Origin of the sequence: Methylocaldum sp. (assembly GCF_035627495.1) — a bacterium.
GTDB lineage: Bacteria > Pseudomonadota > Gammaproteobacteria > Methylococcales > Methylococcaceae > Methylocaldum.
The window spans coordinates 1-23,263 of the sequence record NZ_DASPLO010000108.1; the positions used below are offsets into that span (position 1 = coordinate 1).

Here is a 23,263-nt window from a genome sequence, read left to right on the forward strand (position 1 = left end):
TCCAAGGGCAAGACGACCGCTTGCGCCATCTTCAACTCATCAACATTCCGGGCCGTCTCCAGAACCGCTTTGGCCTGCGCCAACACGGCCCGTCCACCCGCGGGTCTCGCCATGGCCGTTCACATCTGAAAGAACAGGCCATATTGTTACCCTTATGATCGCGAAATGGAATGACCATCATGGATAGGACTTAAATCCGCTGGGGATACCTATAAGCGCTTGATTGCTCTCTGCAATAATATCGGCGATCCGCCGGCAATCGTTTTCACGTCAGAAACTTTTGTCGAATACCGCTCGCGGCGATTGGCCGAAGGAACCAAAGTCGCCACGCTTAACCGAGGGCAGGCCACACTATCAGTGGTTTTCTCTGAACTCTCGCGCATTGGGAAATGCTCGGGATGCAATCCACTGGCAAAGTCCGGAAGCTTCGCGTCGATGAACGTGAATTATCGTATCTGACTTTGGAGCAAATCGGTTTTCTTCTGGCAGAATGCCGAGCTTCATCGAATCGAGACACCTAACACGTCGTTAGAATTTGCCTCGCTACCGGGTGCTGATGGTCCGAAGGGGAGGGGCTTCACGTCCGGGACCTGTCCCACGATCCTTCCGCGATCACCTTTCGTGGAACGAAAAGCGGAAGAGTCAGGGTCATTCCGGTATCGTCACACCTAGTTAAAGAAATCCTTGATAACTGCTCGAAGATCGGGGATCTTTTTCAATCCTGCTACAGTGCTTATCGGGAAGCCGTCGAAAGATCGGGAATCAGACTCTCCGAAGGCCTGATGTCCCATGTCCTCCGTCACACCTTCGCCAGTCACTTCATGATGAACGGTGGTAATATCCTGGCGCTTCAGCGTATCTTGGGTCACGCCAATCTAACCATGACCATGCGTTACGCCCATCTGGCGCCCGATCATCTGCGGGAAGTGCTCGAACTTAATCCTTTGGCTCGGTTGACACTCCGTTGACACTGGAAATAGAAAAGGCCTAGACAAAATGTCTAGGCCTTCGAATTTATGGTAGCTACGGGCGGACTTGAACCGCCGACACCCGCATTATGAATGCGGTGCTCTAACCAACTGAGCTACGTAGCCGTAAATTTAGAAATGAAATCGTACTTTTTTGCCTCAGTTCTGTCAATATTTCCGGTCGACTGTGTTACGAATTTATCGGCTGCGCAAAAAGTGGGCTGCCACTTTATTAGGATCCTTCTTCAGAAAATTTAAGCGATGGCGTTTTTAACAGGTACATTGGCCCTTTGGAGTCTTTTTGGCAGCGCATTCGTATCCGCTACGTTGGCGCCCGGCGGTTCGGAGGCGGTGCTTGCTTATCTTGTGGCCCAAGCGGAACTTTCTCCGGAAGTTTTGCTGTTGACGGCTACATCCGGCAATACGCTGGGAGCTGTCACAACTTGGGGGTTGGGATTTTTTACCGCTGTCAAATATCCAGCCGAACGCCTTGCAAAGCCGCGTCAGCAAAAGGCGGTATCGTCGGTGCGGAGATGGGGGCTCCCGATATTATTGCTTTCGTGGTTGCCTGTAGTTGGAGATGGTTTCTGCTTCGCGGCCGGCTGGCTTCGTATGCCATTTTGGCGGTCGCTTTTCGCCATAGCGATAGGTAAGGCTCTGCGGTATGCCGCCGTCGTTTATGCATTTATTTGACTGAATCACCGCTGTAGCAGCTTATCGGTGGGATCGCCCACCGGTGCAGCGAAGGCATCCGAAACGATGGCTTGTACGTTACTGCCGGTCAGGGAATGCAGAAACGCGATGAGGGCCTTGACTTCGGCTTTATCGAGATTCAATGGCTTCAGCAGCGGATCGAGATTTTCGTTGGCAATACCTCCTCGATTGTAGAACTCGATAACCTCTTCGAGGCTGGAAAGCGAGCCGTCATGCATGTACGGTGCGGTTAAGGCGACATTACGTAGGGAAGGTGTTCTGTATTTCCAACGGTCTTTGGGATCTTGGGTAATTTCGTAAAGGCCGAGATCGTTCGGTTTGGTTTCACTGACGGCGGCTAGGGCATCGGCGTCGATTTCCAGAGTCACACCCGGTGCGGCTTGGATTTTCTGCTTTGGCTTATCGCTGGCCATGGCCGCGTGGAAGCCGATGCCCGTATTGTGCATCTGCTGGTCGGTGAACAAGGCGTGATCTTTGCCGACGGTATGGCACTGAGAGCAGCCTGCCTTGCCGGTGAACAGCTCAAAGCCAAGACGTGCTTCGCTAGGTAGCGCGTTTTTCTTCTTCGCGAAATACCAGTGGTCGAAGGGCGAATCGGCCGAGTTCAAGGTCCTTTCATAGCTGGCTAAGGCCATGCCGATGGTTTCCATAGAGGGGCCGCGCTTGAAGGCTTTTTCGAAAAGACCGGCGTAGTCGGGTAGGCCCTGGACTTTCTCGACGACGTAGCCGATTGAGGGCGCTCCCATCTCATTGTTGGCCAACAAGGGCCCCCAGGCTTGTTGTTCCAGTCGGTTCTCGCGTCCGTCATGGAATAGGCGTTCCAGATAGGCCACGTTATAAATCGTGGGTGAGTTGCGCCGCACGGTTCGGCCTTCGATGCCGACGGCAGTCGCTTGCTCGTTACTCGTGAAGCCTTGCTCCGGAACGTGGCACATGGCGCAGGAGAAGGTGTTATTCAAGGACAGCCGACGATCGAAGAAAAGTTTTCGACCCAACTCGATCTTGTCTGGGGTTATCGGATTGTTCGATGGTGTTGGAACGGGAGGTAGGCCCAGCGGCGGGCGTTTAGCGTATTTGGCCAGATCGGTTCGATGGCCGGAACGCTCGGCGAGAGCGATGGATTGAGTCGTGAAATCAGCCGCTTCGTAGCCAGTTTTGTTATCACCGCTACCCAAAAACGGAGCGCGGTCGGTGGGCGTGCTTTCGGTTATGGTCGAGGATTTTTCTGCCGATAGAGTCTTTATATCGTTAACCAGCGTATCGGGATGCAAAAAGGAGACGGTGTAGATATTGCGTATTTGCTTTTCCCGATCGATCAGGAACACTCGAAGAACGTGGGAGAATGTGCCAAGGAATTTTCCGTCGGCGTCGTAGTCTTTTTGGATGGATTGGCCGTAGGCAGTCAGGATGGGCTGAACATCTTGCTCGGAGCGGGTGGTCAGAAAGCGCCAATCCACGCCTTTGGCAAAAGCTTTCCCGTAGTGAGCCATGATCTCCGGGGTGTCGTGGTCGGGGTTGAAGCTCAAGGTGATCAACCGCACATGTTTAGAGATTTGCGGCTCTTGTTCGAGGCGGCGTTGAATCTTGTGAAAGACGGCGGTAGCGAGTGGACAGCCGTTAACGTCGCTGCAAGTCGAATAGATGAAACTCAACAGGACCAGTTTATCGCCGTACAAGCTATGCAGATTCAGTTCGCTCCCGGCGCTATCCAATACCCGCCCATCGGATGCCTCGCCCAGCGCGGGTAAGGCGTAGGTGCCGGGAGCCGGCAATTTGAAGGCCAGTGGCTTATAACCCGGTGCTAAGGGTTTTTCGGGTTGTGCGGCGTAAGCCGGGCTAAGTAGGGCGAGCAAGCAAGAGATAACGGACACCGCATAGCGGATATTCATAGGGCGTTACCGGAGTGCTGAATAATCGTAAATCTAAAGGGGAGCCGAACAGCCGTCTAAAGATATGCTTCGAAGCGTGTCTTAGACAGCCAGCGGGCGTGTAGTTTCGTCAGACCGTTCATGCATCGGTCTAAACTGCTCAGGTAACATAATATTTCAGCTCAAGGAGACTTGGGGCGATGACTGTACCTCACGACTCATACGAGACTTTAAATCCCAAAGACATTCCTTCGTTAAAGCGCGCCTTGGTCAACCGCTTGATCTATTCCATTGGCAAGGACCCGGTCGAGACCCAGGAGCGGGACTGGTTTTTCGCTTTAGCGTATGTTGTGCGGGACCTGCTCACCTTGCGCTGGATGGAATCCATGCGGCGGTACTATTTGCAGGATGCGAAGCGCGTTTATTACTTGTCGATGGAATTTCTGATCGGCCGGGCTCTAGGAAATAGCTTACTCAATATCGGATGTTATGACGAATTCAAGCAAGTGTTGGAAGATGTCGGGTTAAGCTTGGAGGAGCTCTCCGAGACCGAGGAGGAGGCCGCCTTGGGTAACGGCGGATTGGGGCGTCTCGCGGCGTGTTACCTGGATTCGCTCGCCACACTTCAGCTTCCGGGATTCGGTTACGGGATACGTTACGACTACGGGATGTTTTCGCAACGCATAGAGGACGGTTATCAAATCGAGCATCCGGAAAACTGGCTCCGTTACGGGAATCCCTGGGAGTTTTCCCGGCCCGACGTTCTTTATCGCGTGCAGTTCCGTGGGCGCGTCGTGGAGTATCGGGACACCGACGGCCGAGTTCGATATCAGTGGACCGATACCGAGGACGTGATGGCGATGGCTTACGATATACCCGTCCCGGGCTATGGCGGCGAGACCGTTAATAACTTGCGGCTGTGGGCGGCCAAGGCGTCCCGGGATTTCGAGCTGAAGTATTTCAACGAAGGCAATTACATCAAGGCGGTCGAAGAGAAAACCCAATCGGAAAACCTGTCCAAGGTGCTGTATCCGGACGATACCACCCAAATGGGGCGCGAATTGCGGCTCAAGCAGGAATACTTTTTCGTCAGCGCATCCCTTCAGGACATCCTGAAAAACTTTTCCGCCGATCACCGCAGCTTTTCCGAATTGCCCCAAGAGGTGGCCATCCAACTCAACGACACCCATCCTTCGATCGCCATTCCGGAACTGATGCGCATTCTGGTGGATGTGCACGATGTCCCATGGAACGATGCTTGGGACATCACCGTTCGGACGTTCTCCTATACCAATCACACGCTGTTGCCCGAAGCCTTGGAAGCCTGGTCGGTGCGTTTGTTCGAGCAATTGCTGCCGCGCCACCTGGAAATCATCTACGAGATCAATCATCGCTTCCTTAAAGAGGTCAGCGAGAGATTTCCCGGCGATATGGGGCTGGTACAGCGTGTTTCGGTGATAGACGAAGATAGAGGAAAACGTCTCCGGATGTCCCATCTTGCCATCATTGGCAGCCATAAAATCAACGGAGTGGCCAAGTTGCACACCCAGTTGATGAAAACCACGATATTCCGGGATTTCGCCAAGATTTTTCCGGACCGGTTCGTAAATATCACCAACGGCATCACACCGCGGCGATGGCTGAATCAGGCCAATCGAGGCCTCGCCGGACTTATCACGGAGTCGATCGGCGCGGACTGGGTGACTGACCTGGAGAGGCTTCGGGAGCTAGCGCCCTGGGCGGACGATCCCGAGTTCCGCGCGCGATTTCGGGCGGTCAAATTAGCCAACAAAGAGCAATTAGCGGCGCTCATCGATAAACGCCTCAGTACTCGGATCGATCCGACAAGTCTCTTCGATGTACAAATCAAGCGTATGCACGAATACAAACGCCAACTGCTCAACGTTCTGCATGTCATCAGCCGGTATAACCGATTGCGCTTCGGATCGTCGGCAGACGCCGTACCGCGCACGGTCATTTTCGGTGGCAAGGCCGCACCCGGCTATCATGCGGCCAAGCTGATCATTAAGCTCATTAACGACGTGGCGAGGGTGATCGACCGGAATCCGGCGGTCAATGGCCTTTTAAAAGTGGTTTTCGTACCCGACTACAACGTTTCCCGCGCCATGGAGATTATGCCAGCGGTGGAGCTGTCGGAGCAGATTTCGACGGCTGGGATGGAGGCCTCAGGCACCGGCAATATGAAGATGGCGATTAACGGCGCTATTACCATCGGCACCTTGGATGGCGCGAATATCGAGATTCGAGAAAGGGTGGGCGAGGACAATATTTTCATCTTCGGTCACACCGCCGAGCAGCTCGAAGATCTGCGCCGTGGCGGCTATGACCCTTGGGACTACTACTACACTGACAATGAGCTGAAACTCGCCCTCGATATGATTTCGACGGGGTACTTCTCGGCGGATGAGCCGGATCGGTTCAAACCGTTGGTTGATTCCTTGCTTCGAGAGGGCGACAGGTTCGCCTTGTTGGCGGACTATGACCCGTATATCGCTTGCCAAGAGAAGGTCGATCACCTATATCGTGATCCCGACATGTGGACCCGAAAGGCGGTCCTGAACGTGGCTCATTCCGGCTGGTTTTCGAGCGATCGCGCTATTAAAGAATATGCGGGAAGTATCTGGAATATACCCACGCGCCGGTGACTCGGGGAAAAAAGAACCGGCGCCTGAATACCGGTAGATCGCCGCCGTTCTTTTACGCGTCCAGTCCCGTTTTCCGCCCGTACCAATCAAGCCGTGGTCAGACCTTCATCGGTCGACACGTCGACGTGCGAAGCTTCATGCGTACCCTCGTGTCGTCCTTTGAAGGCCTTTTTAGCCGCTTCGGCGCCATCGCGTACACCTTCTCCCATAGCATTATGGGATGGAAGTAGGCTGGCGACCGCCAACGAGCTGAAAACCACGCCATAGGCCAGATAGTAGAAGCCTGAATAAACTCCGTTATGGATTACGCCGCCGATCCCAGGAATGAACTCGGCAAAGGCCGAGCGCGCATCGTTTGCGCCTTCCTTGATGGCTTCCCCAAATCCTTCCCTAGAGCCTTCCGCCGGCTCGGTTTCTCTTTCCATAACGTGTTCCGGACGCTCACCGACGGAACCGGTGGTCGGTTCTGCGGTTGATTCCATACGCGGATGTTTCTTGGTCCCTGCAGTATCCTCGGTGTGCTTTGAGGTTTGCTTCTTTGCCATAGTCGTTCTCCAGTTCGGACGAAGAATGGATGTGGAGCCTTTCCGGTGCGAACGTCGGCGGGACGATAGTATTGTCGTAGCGCAATCACCGGGTTGTGTTCATCAAAGACAAAAATTCCGGAGATTAGTTCGGCATACTTGCCGGTAGAGCAATAGAGCGTGGGGATGCGCGGGAAGGTCGGCCGACGCATCAAAGCGATCCGCCGTACGCTCGATGACATTGGGCTAGAACGGGCCGTTGCCGGTGATTTGCTCGTTAACGTGAGCGGGTGCAAGCGACCGATGAGTGACGCTTGCCCCAGCCATTTATCAGACGTGGCGAAACTGACCCGGCCAGTCGCGGTAATTGAAGACCTGTCCGGTTTGCCGGATGTTGGCTATCGAGCCGAGATCGATTTCGGCGTAAACCCATTGCGTCTGATTGAGTTCGCCGATGACGAGTATCCCGTTATCCGGATAGCCGTAATCCACCGGGGTGTAGACGCCGGCGGCGCCGGTATTGACATCCACCGCCTCCGACCAGGGCGCCTGACCTACAGTTGGCGATTGCACCACATAGCACTGGTTCTCCAGGGCGCGTGCCTGGCAACCGATGCGCACCCGGTGATAGCCTGCCAGCGTATCGGTGCAGCTCGGCACCAGAATCAAATCGGCTCCGGCTTCGACTTGCTTGCGAGCGATCATCGGAAACTCGCTGTCATAGCAAATATTGATGCCGATCCGCCCGAACTCGGTGTCCAGCGTCTTGATTTCCTCGCCGCCGGTAATCAGCCAGTGCTCATTTTCGAACCGGGTCATCTGAAGTTTGTCCTGATGGTCGGTCGTTCCGTCCGGGCGGAATAGAAACGACCGGTTCCGGTAGCGGCCGTCCGACAGCCGAACAGGAAAGGAACCCGCCACGATATGAACGCCGTGTTCCTCGGCCATATCGGAAAACAGCATCACGAAATCGGGCAACAGCGCCTGCATTTCGCTCAGCTGTTTGGACAGCGATTTGTAGACTTCCTCCGGAAAGAGCGATGCGAGTTCCATGCTGAAGTACTCGGGGAACAACAGCATCTTGGCGCCGTTACCTGCGGCATCGGCGACCCATCGGGCAATTTTGGTGGAATAATCGTCCCAGCTTTTGAGAAAGCCGATGTCGTATTGAGCGGCAGCCAGACGGAACGGTCGGGATGACATCAGGTGTTTTCCTTCAAAGGCTTGAGCCAGAACACCATGGGCTTGGGCGATTCTTCTTCCTCGTCCAAATCTTTCCACGTGTACGTCGTCGCCAGTTCCGGATGCTTGGTATAGCCGAATTTGGTCCAGATCCGATCGAGCGGCACGTAATCCGCAGGGAGGCGCGGATGATTCTCCGGGCGCTGTACGCAGCAGAAGCAACTCCAGTCGAATCGACCGAGAGAGCGGGCATGACGCTCCCGCTCTTCGAAGAACCGCGGATAAATGCCTTTGCCGCGGTAGGTTTTCAACAATACCGATTCACCGCAATAAAAGATTTTCTTTGGGTCGTAACCGTGTTCCGCGAAGGGCTTCTGAAACTCTTCGGTCTCATGTTCCATCGGGATGCCGGTCGTCGCCCCCACCACTTTGTCGCCGTCCAGCACCAGTACGATCACGCTTTCCGGCGACCGGGTATACGTCTGGAGGTATTTCTTCTCGTACTCGTAGCTTCCGTCATAGAGATACGGAAAATCGCGGAACACTTCGATTCGCAATCGCGCCAGGTCGGGCAAATAGCGTTGCAGTTCCGGACTGTGGCCGGTGAAGCGCTTGATGGTGATCGATTCGGCCATGGTTTTAGCCCTTTTCTACCTGGGCGATCCAATCCTGCAAATTGTAGTAATTGGTGATGCGTGCCACCTTGCCGTCGCGAATGTCGAAGAAAGCGCCGGCCGGAAGGCGGTATTTCTGCCCTTTGGCGGGCGGCAAACCTTCGTCGGTCACCAGATATTCGCCGAGAACCACGAATTCCGCGGCGGCTCGCTTGCCGTCTTCGCTGGTCATGATGACCATGTCCACGAGCTGTTCCTTATAGTTCCGGTTCATCCGATTCATGAACTCGCGAAATGCCTCTCTGCCGATTTCCCGCTGCCCCTGATTGATGTCATGGATGACATCATCGGTAAGCAGGCTTAGAAAGGTATCCATCTGTCCGGCGTTGAATGCGGCGTAGTATTTTTCGATCAGTGTTTGGCTCTCTTTGTTCATGACGGTTTTCGATAAAAGTTGATGTCGTTCCGGATAGGGTTCGGAGTTTTCGAAAAATTTTGGAACTGGTTAGTTTAAAGGATCTCGGTTCGAATATCGACGAACAATATCATCTAACTGAAGTAGGTTCTTGTATGTGTAGGAAAAAGCTTACAGATTAAATGCCATTTAAATGATAAGGTTTTTGTTGTCTTTGGCCGGGTGGGGGGTGTTAACGTGCATCCCTAAAATGGCGTTCATGGGGATACTGGCCGAATGATAGTAAACGGACGTCCACGACAGAATGACAACAACAAAAAAGAGATTAGCCGTGCGAAACGTTACTTTATTCAAAACGCCGGAGCACCGGTTCATTTTGCTAAACGAGAGCGAACCCGGCGAAGAGGAAGGAATTCGCTCCAACCAGTATCTGATTCTGCATGATGGACACGGCGTCTTGCTGGATCCGGGAGGATTTGGCGTTATGCCCGGAGCGCTCACGGAACTGCTCCAATATCTCGAGCCTCGCGACCTGCGGGCTATTATTTTGTCTCATCAGGACCCGGACATAGTGGGCGGGCTCTCCACATGGTTGGAGCTCACCACGGCCCCGGTATATGCGCCTCGTATCTGGCTCCGCTTTCTTCCCCATTACGGCATCCGGGATTTAAATCGCTTCGTTCCGGTGCCGGACGAAGGAATGCCGTGCGAATTCTCGCAGGGTTTCGAGCTGAAATTGGTGCCGGCGCATTTTCTACACTCCGAAGGCCAGCTGAACGTCTATGATCCGATAGCCAAAATTCTATTCACCGGCGATATAGGCGCGGCGATGCTTCCGGAAGAACTGGCATACGAGTTCGTCGATGATTTCGCCAGCCATCTTCCCTATATCGAAGGATTTCACCGTCGTTATATGTGCTCGAACCGAGCTGCCCGGTGCTGGGTGGAAACTATCTCGGATTTGGAAATCGACATGTTGGCCCCCCAGCACGGGCCGATCTACCGCGGCCGCGCGGTGAGAGATTTTATCGACTGGTTTGGGGATTTGGAGTGCGGGGTCGATCTCATGGAGCAGGGAGGGCGCTTTGCTAAAGGGGCGCAATCATGAATTTGCTGGTTAAAACGATTCCCGATGCTCTCAATGGCCAATCGGGCAAGCCATCGCAGCTAGACGCGTTGCGCAAGCAGGTGATGGAGCAATTGTCTGCGTTGCTCGAAAGCCAAACCCGGACGCAGATGTTCGGGACGACCATTCGAACCATGGTAAATCGCGTCCATGCTAACGTTATCGCCGATCTGGAGAGAGATGCGCCGGGGCCTAAGCTCGACATATTGGAGCACTGCCGTAGATTGGATCGCAGCTTGAATCTGTTGGCGGACGAAAGGCAGCGGCAATGGCACCGGAATGGTAAGTACATACAGGAGGTATTGAGGGAGTTCAGTCAAACCATGGACTTTCTGGCTTCTACGCTGGTGGAAAAAGACCTGTTCGAGCGCCAGAGCCAGGTGTTGGAGCAAATCATTTTTTCCCACGAGCGGGTGACGCATTGGGATGAGTTCGTTCAGGAGATTCTTGCCGACTTCCGCGATATCTTTCCTTTCGACTTCTTTTTCATCGCTTTCCGCGGTGAGCTGGGACTATCGCTGTTTTTCTATTACTTCGGCGCTTATCCCGAACAAATCAAGTGTTCGGTGAAGAAGCGGCTTATCGGCGAAATAGTCGAAAAGCTCAAGCTGTCCCCGGATGTGCCGATCGAGGTCGAGGAATATCAGGTCAGCGATGCGGTAAACATTATCGACCTAAAAGATATCCGAACCCTTACTGTGCCGATGCCTGAGTATGCGTCCCAGTTGGCGGGGCTTCTCGGCGTGGTTTACACCTCCGCAGCGCCGCCTGGCGCTCAGGAACTCAGCATGATCCGCTCTCTGCTGTCGGTAATGGTCATGGTGGTCGGTTCGAGCAAGTTGCTCGGCCGCACGTTGGAAGAGCTTGAATACTATTCCGGGCACGATCCACTTACCGGGCTTTACAACCGGCGGCGATTTACCGAAATGCTGGAATACGAAATTGACCGCTCTGCGCGGCACACGCACGAATTCTCGATTTTGTTGCTCGATTTGGATAATTTCAAGGATATTAATGATTCATACGGCCATCCGGCCGGCGATGTAACGCTGATCCAAATCGGTGAATGCCTGAACGGTCATTTGCGCAGAGGCGACATCGCCTTCCGTATCGGGGGGGACGAATTTGCGGTGATTCTGCCGGAAACGCCGCCAACGGGTGCACTTCAAGTGGCCGAGTCGCTGCGGGAGCGGCTGCGCGGCATGCGACTCGAGGGGCCGGACGGCCGGCAGTTCTACATAACCACTTCGATTGGCCTGGTAAGCTATCCGAAGGACGGGAAGGATGCCGCTGACTTGTTTGCCGGCGTGGACATTGCCCTTTATCACGCTAAGGGAATAGGCAAGGACGAGGTGTCTACCCTTGAAGCGGCGGATGAGTCCGTCAAGATCAGTCGCGACAGCCGGATATATGCCGAAGAACTTCGCCAGGCTTTAAGCGAGCACCGCATCATTCCTTATTACCAGCCCATTGTCGACTGTCGGACGGGAGCCGTGTTCGCGTACGAAGCGCTCGCGCGCCTTGTCAAGCCGAACCGGGAAGTTGTATCGGCCATCATGTTTATAGAGACGATCGAGAAATACGGTTTGGCTCGGGAACTGGATAAGGCCATTCTCAAGGACGCGCTCTCCGCTGCGAGTACGTCCATCGGATTAGACGGTTCCCCGCCTCGCTTGTTTATCAATCTATCGGCGCAGGAGATTCACGAGCGTGGAATTCTGGCTTTCGCGGAGGAATTATGCGATCGACTCGAGCTTCCGCCGAGTCGCGTCGTTTTCGAGATCATGGAGCGGGATGCGATCGGCGACATGGCCCATATGCGTAAGTTCTTGGCCAAGTTGCGGCGTATCGGCTTTTCTTTCGCGCTGGACGATTTCGGGAGCGGCTACAACTCCTTTCATTATCTTCGGGAATTGCACTTCGAATACGTCAAAATCGATGGCGAGTTCGTGTGCAATATCTTGAATTCGCGTATTGATCGGGCGCTGGTGGGTAATCTTAGCCGCCTTTGCCGAGATCTCGGCATTAAGACTGTTGCCGAGTTCGTGGAATGTGCGAATACCCTGACTCTTCTTCAGGAAATGGGGGTCGATTACGCTCAAGGATTCCATATCGGGATGCCGATGCCGGAGTTTGCGCTGAAGTCTTAGGCATGAAGCTGAAAGGTTGCCGTCGGTTTTCAGCATTTCCGCACCGCTTCGATTCGGCTGATCAGGATGCCGTCTGCAAGGCGGGTTTCCATTTTTTCATTCGGCTGGATGTCGCGATAAGACCGTAGAATTTCGCCGGTGTCGTGTTTATAAGCGACGGCATAGCCACGTGTTAGCGTCGCTAGAGGACTTACGGCCTGAAGATGCTCGGCCAGACCCGAGGCGCGTTGACCTTGTTTTTCAAGCACCCGCTGAACAGCCATACAAAGCCTTTGGTAAATCTGATTCCGTCTCATCTCCAGCATCAGCAGGCGCTGCTGGGGATGGTGCCTGGATAGCGTGGCGGATTGTGTTCGCAGCCGAGCATCCGAATAGGTTAGGGAATTCTTCACCGCTCGTTTGAGCCGGAGCTCTAATTGATCCAAGCGCTGGCTTTGGGTTTGCAGGCGTTTGCTGGGGTGCTCTTGCTGAAGCCGCTTATTGAGAAAGAGAAGAGTATTCTTATGCCGCTCCAGGAGCGCTTGCAGACGCTGGAAAAGCTGCTGGCCGATTCGCTCGAAACGGGCTAGCAACTCAGCACTATCGGGGGTTACTGCTTCTGCGGCTGCCGATGGAGTCGGCGCGCGCAGATCCGCGACAAAATCTGCAATGGTGATATCGATCTCATGTCCGACACCTGCTACGACGGGCGTTTTGCAAGCAAAAATCGCGCGCGCCACCAGCTCTTCGTTGAATGTCCATAAATCTTCCAGAGAGCCGCCCCCACGGGCCAATATCAAGACGTCGCACAGCTTGAGCCGATCCGCCGCGGCAAGGGCTCTCACTACTTCGAACTTAGCCTCGGCGCCCTGGACTTTAACCGGAAAAATGATTACGGGAACCGACGGACTCCGGCGCTTGAGTACGGTAAGAACGTCGTGAACGGCCGCCCCCGTTGGCGAAGTGATGACGCCGATGCATTGCGGGACTCGCGGGATCGGCTTCTTATGGCTGGCGTCGAATAAGCCCTCGGCCGCTAAACGCTGCTTTAAGGCTTCGAAAGCTCGCAACAGCGCACCGTCGCCGGTTTCCTCCATGTATTCGACTATCAGCTGATAATCGCCGCGCGGCTCGTAAAGGCTTACTTGAGCCTTGATTAGAACGTGGTCGCCGTTCTCCGGCTTAAACTCCAAGGACCGGCTTTGCGCACGGAACATGGCGCAGCGTATCTGTGCCTCCGAATCTTTCAGGCTGAAATAGAGATGTCCTGATGACGGAGCGGAGAAATTGGAGATTTCACCCTCGATCCAAATGCTACCGAAGCAATCGTTGAGCAGGAAGCGGGTCTCGCGGTTTAACCGAGAAACGGTATACACGGCTTCCGGTCGGGGGGCGGGTTTAACCGAAATCGTCATGGTAGTGAAAGGGCGATTCTGCGAATCCTCACGCAGTTATTCGGGCCCGCGCTTAAATCGGTGTATCAGGCGGCGGTCCTTCTTGTTCGGCTTGGTTTCCGGTTGGAGCGCCAGCGAGTTCTCGTCGCGTCGCCGGGCCACCTCGGCTTGCCGTTGTGCGATGCTTTCCGGCGTCTCTTCATACAGCAGCGCGGCTTCGGCAGCTGGGCGCCGTTGACCCGACAAGGCGAGGACGGTAATGTCCCACATGTATTGATCCTTGCTGATTCTGAGCTTTGCCCCCGTGCCGATTTCCTTTCCGGGCTTGGCGCGTTGCCCGTTTAGATGCACTTTGCCGCCATTGATGGCGTCTATGGCCAACTGGCGGGTCTTGAAAAATCGGGCCGCCCATAGCCATTTGTCCAAGCGCATCCGCTCATCGAGGGCCGAGCGATGTTCATCGTCGCGAGCACGCGCCATAAACTTTACGAAGACGGCGGAGTTTCCACCGGCCGGCCCGACTCCTGCCAAAGCTTGAAACCGCCGGCAAGGCTGACGGCGTTCTCGTAACCCAATTTCCGTAGGGCTTCGGTCGCCAGTGCCGAGCGGCCACCGGTCTGGCAGTAGACCAGGATCTCGGCATCGCGCCGATTTTGAAACGCAGGGTGACTATCGATCTTGAATTCCAGTACGCCGCGCGGAATATTTACCGCGCCCGGCAAGGCGCCGCCCGCGTATTCCGCGGGTTCCCGGACATCCAGAATCGGTGCTTTGCCTATTAGGGCTTTAGCCTCTTCGAGATTCACTTCTTTAATGTGCTGCTTCGCTGCGGCGACTAGATCCATAGGAGTTAAAGGCATCGGAATTCTCCTCTGTTAAATCCTGTCCCTATGGTACGCTCACGATTATCGTTTGGGTATAGACGAAAGAACTGTGCAATCTGTGCTCGCGCATGAGAATAGAAGTTTCAAATTCAGTTATTTGTGTGGTAATATGCTGACATAAATAGCGGGCTATTAGATGGTTTGCGGTCTAGGTCGTCCTGCTTTGAAAGGTATGCCCCATAGGGGCTTTTTTAGTTTTTAAAGGAATAACAAACAAAAATGGGCCTTTGCGCCCATTTTTTATGAGTGAAATTTACGAGGTCGCAATGAGGCCGCAGGAGCGTTTGGCAGGTTTGATCGAGCCGGTTGTCGGCGGTTTGGGATATGAGTTGGTGGGCATAGAATTCGACGCCCATCAACGGGTGCTGCGCGTTTATATTGATAACGAGACTGGCATCACCCTCGACGACTGTTCGAAGGTAAGTTATCAGCTAAGTGGTGTGCTTGACGTAGAAGATCCGATTCCCGGCCGCTATCAACTTGAGATTTCGTCCCCCGGTCTTGATCGTCCGCTTTCTAAGCTGGAGCACTTTGCGCGTTTCAAGGGAAGTCTGGCCCGCTTGCAGCTCGTTCGCCCGATCGATGGCCGCCGGAAATTCAAGGCTCGCTTGGCTGGCGTGGAAGGCGATTGCGTCTTAATTCAAGAAGGTGACGAAACTTTGCGAATTCCGTTTGAATCAATTGAAAAGGCGCGTCTGGCGCCTGAGTTTGGTAGTTAAATACGAAGGACGACGCGATGGCGAACAAAGAAATCTTGTTGGTGGTGGATGTCGTATCCAATGAAAAAGACATCGAGAAAGAGGTCATTTTCGGCGCCATAGAGGATGCGCTTCGCACCGCGACAATCAAGCGCCACGACAACAAAATCGACGTGCGCGTGTCGATTGATCGGAAAACGGGTGGCTACGAGACCTTCCGGCGTTGGCTGGTCGTCGATTTCAGCGAGGACTTCGAAGGTGGAGTCGAAAATCCGGATCTCGAGATTCTCTTGGACGAGGCGAGAAAGAGTCAACCAGGCATCCAGGTCGGGGATTATATCGAACAGCCCATCGAATCCATCGAGTTCGGGCGTATTGCCGCGCAGACCGCCAAGCAGGTCATCGTCCAGAAGGTGCGGGATGCAGAACGCCGCAAGGTCGTCGATGCCTATAAAAATCGGGTGGGCGAACTATTGACGGGAGTCGTTAAGCGGGTGGAGCGCGGGAATGTCTATCTCGATTTGGGCGGCAATGTCGAGGCATTTATTCCCAGGGACGAGATGATACCGCGCGAGGCCGTGCGGTCCGGCGATCGTTTGCGAGGCTATCTGAAGGCTGTGCGTCCGGAGGCTCGCGGCCCCCAGTTGTTCGTCAGTCGGACGGCGCCCGAGCTTTTGATTGCGTTGTTTAAACTGGAAGTCCCGGAAGTAAGCGAAGGAATTATTGAAATCAAGGGTGCGGCGCGAGATCCCGGCGTTCGCGCCAAAGTTGCTGTAAAGAGCAATGACCTGCGTCTTGATCCGGTAGGGGCTTGCGTAGGTATGCGCGGTTCCCGGGTCCAGGCTGTATCCAATGAGCTGGCCGGTGAGCGCGTCGATATTATTCTATGGAACGAGAATGAAGCTCAGTTCGTAATTAATTCGATGTCGCCGGCGGAAATCGTGTCCATAGTGGTCGACGAGGACAGGCATTCGATGGATATTGCCGTGGCCGATGAAAATTTATCTCAAGCCATCGGTCGAGGTGGACAAAATGTGCGGCTCGCATCGGAATTGACCGGATGGACGCTTAATGTGATGGGCGCCGCCCAGGCGGAAGCCAAGAACGAGTTAGAGACGGCCAAGCTCATGCAATCCTTTATGGAGCAGTTGGACGTGGACGAGAGCGTCGCCGAGATCCTGGTTAGAGAGGGATTTTCGACAGTTGAGGAATTGGCTTACGTTCCCGCCAAAGAGCTATTGGAGGTCGAGGAGTTCGACGAAGACATCGTCGAGGAGCTGCGGAATCGGGCACGCGATGCGTTGCTGATAAAGGCGATCGCCAGCGAGGAGGAGCTTGAATCGTCGGAGCCGTCCAAGGAGTTGCTGGAAATGGAAGGGATGGACCGCGAACTGGCTTATCGCCTTGCCGCGCAGGGTGTGCGGACAATTGAGGAGTTGGCCGAACAATCGGTCGACGAATTGCTGGACATTGAAGGTATGGACGAAGAAAGGGCTGCGCGTTTGATAATGACGGCCCGCTCACCGTGGTTTGCTGAAGGTTAAGAGGATTTTGACAGGGCAGGGGCTGAAAGAATGAGCGATGTGACGGTACGGCAACTCGCCGAAGTGGTCGGCATTCCGCTGGAGCGGCTGCTTATGCAGTTAGGCGATGCGGGTTTAGAAAAGAGCGACGCAGACGATGTTCTCAGCGACACTGAAAAGCTTCAGTTTCTGAGTTATTTAAGGCAAAGCCATGGCAAGAGCCAAGGAGAGGTAGCCGAGCCAAAACGGGTGACATTGCAGCGGCGCACAGTCAGCGAACTCAAGCAGGGCAAGATTCCCGGCAAGGGTGTCAAGACCATTAGCGTGGAAGTCCGCAAGAAGCGAACCTACGTCAAACGTAGCGAGCTTCCCGACTTGAGCGAACGGCGCTCTGAAGTTGAAAAGGCCCGACAGGCATTAGAGGAGCAGCAAAGAGAATTCGAAGCCCAGCAGGCTTTGCGCGCCCAGCAGGAAGATGCCCGACGTAAAGCTTTGGAAGAGGAAGAGCGGAAAAAACGCGAAGAAGCGGAGACGGTCGCCGAGCACCAAAGGCTGCTCGAAGAGGCGAAAAGAGCGGAAGAAGAGCGGCAACGCGAGGAGGCCCGTCGCATTGCCGAAGAGCTGCAGCGTATAGAAAAAGCGGCGAGCGCGGAAGAACCGAAATTGCCCGCACCTGCAGCAGAAATGGAGCCCCCCAAAAAACCGGTCGTGCCGAGTGCGCCGATCGAACGGGAAGTGGCGGAGGTGTCGCGTCAGCCGGATTCCGACGCCAAGCGTGCTAAAAAGAAACCGGGTGCTGAACGCTCTAAGGGCCAAGGCGAAGGTTTCCGCGAGCCCTTTGGTCTTGACGACTCAAGAAAGGGGAAAAAGAAAAAGCTTAAAGTCACCAAGGGTCCTGTTACGTTTCCGGAAGCCAAACATGGGTTCGAGAGGCCAACTGCTCCAATGATTCGTGAGGTTGCCATTCCTGCGTCTATTACGGTATCGGATTTGGCTCAACGGATGTCCGTTAAGGCGACCGAAGTCATCAAGACATTGATGCGAATGGGCGTCATGGCCACCATTAATCAGGTGCTCGATCAAGACACAGCCACTTTAGTGGTTGAAGAGTTGGGACATAAAGCGACAGCGCAGGTCGAGAATACCTTGGAAGCCGAAATCATGGCGACCATGTCCGTAGCTTCGGAGGTTGAGCATTTGCCGAGGGCTCCGGTGGTAACCATCATGGGACACGTCGATCACGGTAAGACCTCGTTGCTCGACTACATTCGTAAGAGCCGGGTCGCAGCCAGCGAAGCGGGCGGCATTACCCAGCACATCGGTGCTTATCAGGTCAAAACGGATCATGGCGCGGTGACCTTTTTAGATACGCCCGGTCATGCAGCGTTTACGGCGATGCGTGCACGCGGTGCCAAGGTCACTGACATCGTGGTGTTGGTGGTCGCCGCCGATGACGGTGTGATGCCTCAGACTCGCGAGGCTGTGGAGCACTCCCGTGCCGCCAATGTTCCCCTTGTCGTAGCTGTTAACAAAGTCGATAAGCCGGAAGCCGATCCGGATCGAGTAAAACAGGAACTTACGGGCCTCAATGTAGTCCCCGAAGAATGGGGTGGCGATACCCAGTTTGTGAATGTTTCCGCCAAGACCGGGCAGGGCATCGAAGCGCTGCTCGACGCCATCCTCGTGCAGGCAGAGGTCCTCGAGCTCAAGGCGCCTTTCGAGATTCCCGCAAACGGCGTGGTATTGGAATCCAAACTCGAAAAGGGGCGGGGACCCGTGGCGGACATTCTCGTGCAGCAGGGCCAGCTTAAAAAAGGCGATTTCATCTTGTGCGGCATGGAATTCGGCCGCGTAAGGGCCATGTTCAACGAAAACGGTAAGCCGGTGAAAGAGGCCGGACCGTCAATGCCCGTCGAGGTGGTGGGTTTGTCGGGCGCACCGAACGCCGGCGATGAGTTCATTGTCGTTGCGGACGAGCGTAAGGCGCGAGAGATTGCCCTGCACCGCGAAGAAAAGCTGCGTTCCAGCAAGCTGGCAGCGCAGCAAGCGACCAAGCTCGAGGATGTCTTTTCACGCATGGAGAGTGGCGAGAGCGTCGATCTGAACTTGATTATCAAAGCCGATGTGCAAGGTAGCCTCGAAGCTCTAAGGACTTCGGTGACGGATCTTTCGACCGATAAGGTCAAGGTAAAGGTTATTGCCGGTGGTGTCGGCGGCATTAACGAATCCGACGCCAACCTTGCCCTGGCATCTAACGCGATTATCATCGGATTCAACGTCCGAGCCGACGCGGGGGCTCGCAAAATCATCGAGGAACGGGGCGTCGATTTGCACTACTACAGTGTGATTTACGAGGTCATCGATGAAATTAAGAAATCTATCAACGGAATGCTGGAGCCGGAATTCAAGGAGCAGATTGTCGGTGTCGCCGAGGTGCGCGACGTGTTCCGTCATCCGAAATTCGGCGCCATTGCCGGTTGCATGGTGGTGGACGGTCACGTAAAACGGAATCTTCCTATCCGCGTCTTAAGGGACAACGTGGTGATTTTCGAAGGCCAGTTGGATTCCTTGCGCCGCTTCAAAGAAGATGTTAGCGATGTTAAAGCGGGTATGGAATGCGGTATGGGCGTCAAGAACTACAACGACATCAAAATAGGCGACCAAATCGAAGTGTTCGAAAAGGTGCAAGTGCAACGCTAGACGATTTAATAGAGAGGCGGTCTAAAGCTATATGCCGAGAGAGTTTAAGCGGAGCGATCGGGTCGCCGCGCAGATACAGAGGGAATTGGCCGATCTTATTCGGACGCAGGTGAAGGAACCGCGCCTTGGAATGACGACTGTGAGCGATGTGGTGGTAAGTCGCGACCTTGCGGTAGCTAAAGTTTTCGTGACCTTTTTGGCGGCCCAGGAACCGGCCAACAAATGCGTGGCGCTTCTATCGGAAACGGTTCCCATGCTTCGTCGCGAATTAGGAAAGCGTCTTCGCATTCGTAGTATGCCGGAGATACATTTTATCTATGATGATTCGATCGAGCGCGGCCTGTACATGGATGCTCTCCTGGACCGGCTGCATGAAGAGCCGAAAAGCGACGAATAGGTAGAATATTTATGAGTCGTCGCACTGATCTGCGTTCCGTTGACGGTATTTTTCTGTTGGATAAAGCCTCCGGCATGACGTCAAACGCGGCTCTGCAGAGGGTTAAACGGGTATTGAAGGCACGAAAAGCCGGCCATACCGGTAGCCTTGATCCCCTTGCCAGCGGTTTGCTCCCGATTTGTTTGGGCGAAGCCACGAAATTGTCGGGATTCCTCCTGAATACGGACAAACGTTATCAGGTGACGGTTCGGCTGGGAATAACAACACGTACCGGCGATTCCGAGGGAGAGGTTATCGAGACGAGCCCTGTTCAGTCATTGAGCCAGGATGTGCTTGAGCAGGTCTTGTCTGGTTTTCGCGGCGAGATCCTTCAGGTTCCGCCTATGTACTCGGCGCTCAAGCATCAAGGCCGGCGCCTTTACGATTTGGCCCGGCAGGGTATCGAAGTGGAACGGGAACCCCGTCGGGTGGTCATTCATGAGTTGAGGCTCCTGAATTTCGATTCGTCGAGCCTGGAACTTGACGTTGAGTGCTCCAAGGGTACGTATATTCGAACCCTTGCCGAGGATATCGGTAAAACACTGGGTTGCGGCGGTCATGTCCAGACGTTGAGACGTACGGGCGTGGGGGATCTATCGGTTGCCGACTCCCATACGCTAGACAACATGGAATCACTCGATGAAGACGAGTTGGGGGGACTGGTCCTACCGATGGATCGTATCGTATCGACCTTGCCGGCCGTTCAACTGAGTGATGAACTCGGGTTTTATGTCCGAAAGGGTCAAGCAGTTCTGGTGCCTAAAGCGCCGGTCCATGGATGGGTTAGGTTGTACGCACAACAATCTGTTTTTATGGGAGTGGGCGAGATTTTGGACGACGGACGGGTGACACCGCGACGTTTAGTCAAGGCGGGACTTCAGGGCAATGCTCAGAGTTTACCCTGTTAGGGCTCTTGGGCCGTCCCTTATTCGGAGCTGGGTGGCTTTTAGATTGAAACCTATCCAGAGCTAAAGTTACAATTCTGAGTTTATCAACTTAACCAAGTTTTTCAGGAGATAAGAAATGGCCTTTGAAGCAGCAGAGAAGGGCGCTGTGATGCAAGAGTACCAGCGCGCGGCAAATGACACCGGTTCGCCGGAAGTCCAGGTGGCACTGCTCACCGCCCGAATCAACCACCTTACCCCCCACTTCGTCAAACATAAGAAAGATCACCATTCCCGGCGGGGCTTGTTGCGCCTGGTCAACCAACGTCGCAAATTGCTGGATTATTTGAAGAACAAGGACTCCGACCGTTATCGGACTTTGATTGAACGATTGGGTCTACGTAAATAGTTGTTCACCCGGTAAAGGTATTATTGTGAATCCGATTCGGAAACAGTTTAAGTACGGCGAATATCTCGTTACCTTCGAGACCGGCGAAGTTGCACGCCAGACGAATGCCGCCGTTATGGTGGATATGGCCGGAACCGTGGTTCTGGTCACTGTCGTTGGCGAAAAGGAAGCATCTCCCGAGACCGATTTCTTTCCCCTGACCGTTAACTACCAGGAAAAAGCTTACGCGGCGGGTCGTATTCCCGGTGGCTTTTTCAAGCGTGAGGGTCGGCCGAGCGAGAAAGAAACCCTCACCGCGCGTTTGATTGACCGGCCTATTCGCCCGCTTTTTCCGGATGGGTTCACCAATGAGGTGCAGGTCGTTGCCACGGTTCTCTCGCTGAATCCCGAAGTCGATCCTGACATTCCTTCCATGTTAGGCGCCTCGGCGGCTCTCACGCTTTCCGGAATGCCTTTCCAAGGGCCGATCGGCGCAGCGCGCGTCGGCTATGTCGATGGGCAATTCGTGCTTAATCCTTCCAATTCGGTTCTTAATGAGTCGAAGCTGGACCTGGTAGTCGCCGGTACGGAAAAGGCAGTTCTGATGGTCGAGTCAGAAGCCGAAATGCTCTCGGAAGATGTGATGCTCGGAGCCGTGCTGTTCGGCCACGAACATTTGCAGGCCGCTATCAAGGCGGTTCACGAACTGGCTGAGACCGTTGGTGTCACGCCGTGGGATTGGGCGCCGCCCGTCATCAATGAGATCCTGTATCAAGCCGCAAAGGATTCATCGGCGGCGCAAATCGCCGAAGCCTATCAAACAGCCGACAAGCAGGCCCGTCAGCAAAAGCTCAGGGAGATTCGGAAGGCCACGGTAGACGCTTTGACCGCAGACGGTAATTATGCCGAAAGCGCCGTTCGAGGTATGTTGGAAAAGCTGGAATCGGATGTGGTCCGCTGGCGGATCTTGAATGAATCCAAGCGTATCGACGGTCGGGATTTGAAGACCATCCGGCCTATCACGATCCGCACGGGCGTGTTGCCGCGTACTCACGGTTCCGCCCTGTTTACCCGCGGCGAGACTCAGGCCCTGGTGGTGGCAACCCTTGGTACGGGGCGCGATGCTCAACTGATTGATGCAATCGAAGGAGAATATAAAGAATCCTTCATGCTGCATTACAATTTCCCGCCCTTCTGCGTGGGAGAGATCGGTCCTATTGGTGCACCGAAACGCCGCGAGATCGGACACGGCAGGCTGGCGAAGCGCGGCGTGCAGGCGGTTATGCCCGGTCCGGACAATTTTCCGTATGTCATACGGGTCGTTTCGGAAATTACCGAGTCCAATGGCTCTAGTTCCATGGCTTCGGTCTGCGGAAGCAGTTTGGCGCTGATGGATGCGGGCGTTCCAACCAAGGCTCCGGTTGCGGGAATCGCCATGGGTTTGATCAAGGAAGGCGATAGCTTTGCGGTGCTATCGGACATTATGGGCGACGAGGATCACCTGGGCGATATGGATTTTAAGGTCGCCGGAACCAGCAATGGCGTAACCGCTTTGCAGATGGACATCAAGATCGACGGGATTACGCCTGAGATCATGCGCCAGGCGCTTGATCAGGCTAAAGCTGGACGCTTGCACATCCTGGAGAAAATGGCGGAAGCTTTGCCGGCGCCCCGCAATGAAATGTCGGATTTCGCGCCACGCATCATGAGTTTCACCATTGATCCTAGCAAGATTCGTGATGTGATCGGCAAGGGCGGTGCGACGATCCGCGCCATCACCGAAGAGACTGGTGCCAGCATCGACATTAGCGACGACGGTTTAGTAAAGGTAGCATCGGTCGACAAAGAAGCCGGAATGGAGGCACGTCGGCGGATCGAGGCGATTACAGCCGAAGTCGAGGTGGGAAAGGTTTATGAAGGCCGCGTAGCCAGACTGATGGATTTCGGCGCATTTGTAACGATTCTTCCCGGCAAGGATGGGCTGGTCCATATTTCGCAGATTTCCGACGAGCATGTGGAGAAGGTCAGTGACAAGCTGGCCGAAGGCGATATCGTCAAAGTCAAGGTTCTGGAGATCGATCGCCAGGGAAGGGTTCGTCTCAGCATGAAAGCAATCGACTAAGTTCCCGAGTCCCGACGGACTTCAGGTT

General features: G+C 54.5%; 20 protein-coding genes, 1 tRNA gene and 1 pseudogene. 13 read left to right on the forward strand and 9 right to left on the reverse strand.

Annotation, left to right across the window (positions count from 1 at the left end):
• Positions 1 to 183: 183 nt before the first annotated feature.
• On the forward strand, positions 184 to 459 hold the full coding sequence (locus VEB01_RS23215; protein ID WP_422656124.1) for a phage integrase: 276 nt from the start codon (positions 184 to 186) through the stop codon (positions 457 to 459).
• A gap of 113 nt (positions 460 to 572) precedes the next feature.
• Positions 573 to 968 (forward strand): annotated as a pseudogene (locus VEB01_RS09090) (tyrosine-type recombinase/integrase); the annotation flags it as partial.
• A 49-nt stretch (positions 969 to 1,017) separates the two neighbouring features.
• Here VEB01_RS09090 and VEB01_RS09095 read toward each other — a convergent pair.
• Positions 1,018 to 1,094: transfer RNA gene (locus VEB01_RS09095), tRNA-Met, on the reverse strand.
• A gap of 135 nt (positions 1,095 to 1,229) precedes the next feature.
• Between VEB01_RS09095 and VEB01_RS09100 the strand changes: the two genes are divergently transcribed.
• The gene (locus VEB01_RS09100) at positions 1,230 to 1,661 is read left to right on the forward strand and encodes a YqaA family protein (RefSeq protein WP_324874741.1); all 432 of its coding nucleotides are present in this window, start codon (positions 1,230 to 1,232) and stop codon (positions 1,659 to 1,661) included.
• A 5-nt stretch (positions 1,662 to 1,666) separates the two neighbouring features.
• Here VEB01_RS09100 and VEB01_RS09105 read toward each other — a convergent pair whose 3' ends face one another.
• Positions 1,667 to 3,571 (reverse strand): cytochrome c peroxidase, encoded by a 1,905-nt coding sequence (locus VEB01_RS09105; protein WP_324874743.1) that lies wholly within the window; start codon positions 3,569 to 3,571, stop codon positions 1,667 to 1,669.
• A 179-nt stretch (positions 3,572 to 3,750) separates the two neighbouring features.
• On the opposite strand from VEB01_RS09105, the gene VEB01_RS09110 reads away from it, so the two are divergent.
• The gene (locus tag VEB01_RS09110; RefSeq protein ID WP_324874745.1) at positions 3,751 to 6,216 is read left to right on the forward strand and encodes a glycogen/starch/alpha-glucan phosphorylase; all 2,466 of its coding nucleotides are present in this window, start codon (positions 3,751 to 3,753) and stop codon (positions 6,214 to 6,216) included.
• Positions 6,217 to 6,302: 86 nt separating this feature from the next.
• Here the strand turns inward: VEB01_RS09110 and VEB01_RS09115 are convergent, their stop codons facing one another.
• From VEB01_RS09115 to VEB01_RS09130, 4 genes are all read right to left on the reverse strand, one after another.
• Entirely contained in the window at positions 6,303 to 6,761 is a 459-nt protein-coding gene (locus VEB01_RS09115) for a hypothetical protein (RefSeq protein WP_324874747.1), read from the reverse strand.
• Positions 6,762 to 7,070: 309 nt separating this feature from the next.
• Positions 7,071 to 7,943, reverse strand: coding sequence for a carbon-nitrogen hydrolase family protein (locus VEB01_RS09120; protein WP_324874749.1), 873 nt, complete (start codon positions 7,941 to 7,943; stop codon positions 7,071 to 7,073).
• A complete protein-coding gene (locus VEB01_RS09125) occupies positions 7,943 to 8,557 on the reverse strand; it encodes a GNAT family N-acetyltransferase (RefSeq protein WP_324874750.1) in 615 nt (204 codons plus the stop codon). Before VEB01_RS09125 ends, VEB01_RS09120 begins: the two co-directional genes overlap by 1 nt.
• Positions 8,558 to 8,561: 4 nt before the next feature.
• Complete coding sequence (locus tag VEB01_RS09130) at positions 8,562 to 8,972, reverse strand: ketosteroid isomerase-related protein (RefSeq protein ID WP_324874752.1); 411 nt, start codon at positions 8,970 to 8,972, stop codon at positions 8,562 to 8,564.
• Between the two features lie 310 nt (positions 8,973 to 9,282).
• On the opposite strand from VEB01_RS09130, the gene VEB01_RS09135 reads away from it, so the two are divergent.
• Together VEB01_RS09135 and VEB01_RS09140 are read left to right on the forward strand one after the other, a co-directional pair.
• Complete coding sequence (locus VEB01_RS09135) at positions 9,283 to 10,059, forward strand: oxygen-binding di-iron domain-containing protein (protein ID WP_324874754.1); 777 nt, start codon at positions 9,283 to 9,285, stop codon at positions 10,057 to 10,059.
• Positions 10,056 to 12,227 carry a putative bifunctional diguanylate cyclase/phosphodiesterase gene (locus tag VEB01_RS09140; protein WP_324874756.1) on the forward strand — a complete coding sequence of 724 codons (2,172 nt, stop codon included), beginning with the start codon at positions 10,056 to 10,058 and terminating at the stop codon, positions 12,225 to 12,227. The genes VEB01_RS09135 and VEB01_RS09140 overlap by 4 nt, the downstream gene beginning before the upstream one ends.
• Before the next feature lie 29 nt (positions 12,228 to 12,256).
• Here the strand turns inward: VEB01_RS09140 and xseA are convergent, their stop codons facing one another.
• Genes xseA through VEB01_RS09155 form a run of 3 tightly spaced genes read right to left on the reverse strand, consistent with a single transcriptional unit; the run spans position 12,257 to position 14,460 of the window.
• The gene (gene xseA / locus VEB01_RS09145; RefSeq protein WP_414675441.1) at positions 12,257 to 13,621 is read right to left on the reverse strand and encodes an exodeoxyribonuclease VII large subunit; all 1,365 of its coding nucleotides are present in this window, start codon (positions 13,619 to 13,621) and stop codon (positions 12,257 to 12,259) included.
• A gap of 36 nt (positions 13,622 to 13,657) precedes the next feature.
• Entirely contained in the window at positions 13,658 to 14,080 is a 423-nt protein-coding gene (locus VEB01_RS09150) for an RNA-binding S4 domain-containing protein (protein ID WP_324874758.1), read from the reverse strand.
• 5 nt (positions 14,081 to 14,085) lie between these two features.
• Entirely contained in the window at positions 14,086 to 14,460 is a 375-nt protein-coding gene (locus VEB01_RS09155) for a rhodanese-like domain-containing protein (protein ID WP_324874760.1), read from the reverse strand.
• A 290-nt stretch (positions 14,461 to 14,750) separates the two neighbouring features.
• Here VEB01_RS09155 and rimP point away from each other — a divergent pair, with 290 nt between their 5' ends.
• From rimP to pnp, 7 genes are all read left to right on the forward strand, one after another.
• On the forward strand, positions 14,751 to 15,203 hold the full coding sequence (rimP, locus tag VEB01_RS09160; protein WP_324874796.1) for a ribosome maturation factor RimP: 453 nt from the start codon (positions 14,751 to 14,753) through the stop codon (positions 15,201 to 15,203).
• Between the two features lie 17 nt (positions 15,204 to 15,220).
• Entirely contained in the window at positions 15,221 to 16,726 is a 1,506-nt protein-coding gene (gene nusA / locus VEB01_RS09165) for a transcription termination factor NusA (RefSeq protein WP_324874762.1), read from the forward strand.
• 30 nt (positions 16,727 to 16,756) lie between these two features.
• Positions 16,757 to 19,405 carry a translation initiation factor IF-2 gene (infB, locus tag VEB01_RS09170; protein ID WP_324874764.1) on the forward strand — a complete coding sequence of 883 codons (2,649 nt, stop codon included), beginning with the start codon at positions 16,757 to 16,759 and terminating at the stop codon, positions 19,403 to 19,405.
• A gap of 31 nt (positions 19,406 to 19,436) precedes the next feature.
• Complete coding sequence (gene rbfA / locus VEB01_RS09175) at positions 19,437 to 19,802, forward strand: 30S ribosome-binding factor RbfA (RefSeq protein ID WP_324874766.1); 366 nt, start codon at positions 19,437 to 19,439, stop codon at positions 19,800 to 19,802.
• Between the two features lie 11 nt (positions 19,803 to 19,813).
• On the forward strand, positions 19,814 to 20,749 hold the full coding sequence (gene truB / locus VEB01_RS09180) for a tRNA pseudouridine(55) synthase TruB (RefSeq protein WP_324874768.1): 936 nt from the start codon (positions 19,814 to 19,816) through the stop codon (positions 20,747 to 20,749).
• 115 nt (positions 20,750 to 20,864) lie between these two features.
• The gene (gene rpsO, locus VEB01_RS09185) at positions 20,865 to 21,134 is read left to right on the forward strand and encodes a 30S ribosomal protein S15 (protein WP_324874769.1); all 270 of its coding nucleotides are present in this window, start codon (positions 20,865 to 20,867) and stop codon (positions 21,132 to 21,134) included.
• A gap of 25 nt (positions 21,135 to 21,159) precedes the next feature.
• Complete coding sequence (gene pnp / locus VEB01_RS09190; protein ID WP_414675442.1) at positions 21,160 to 23,235, forward strand: polyribonucleotide nucleotidyltransferase; 2,076 nt, start codon at positions 21,160 to 21,162, stop codon at positions 23,233 to 23,235.
• Positions 23,236 to 23,263 lie beyond the last annotated feature (28 nt).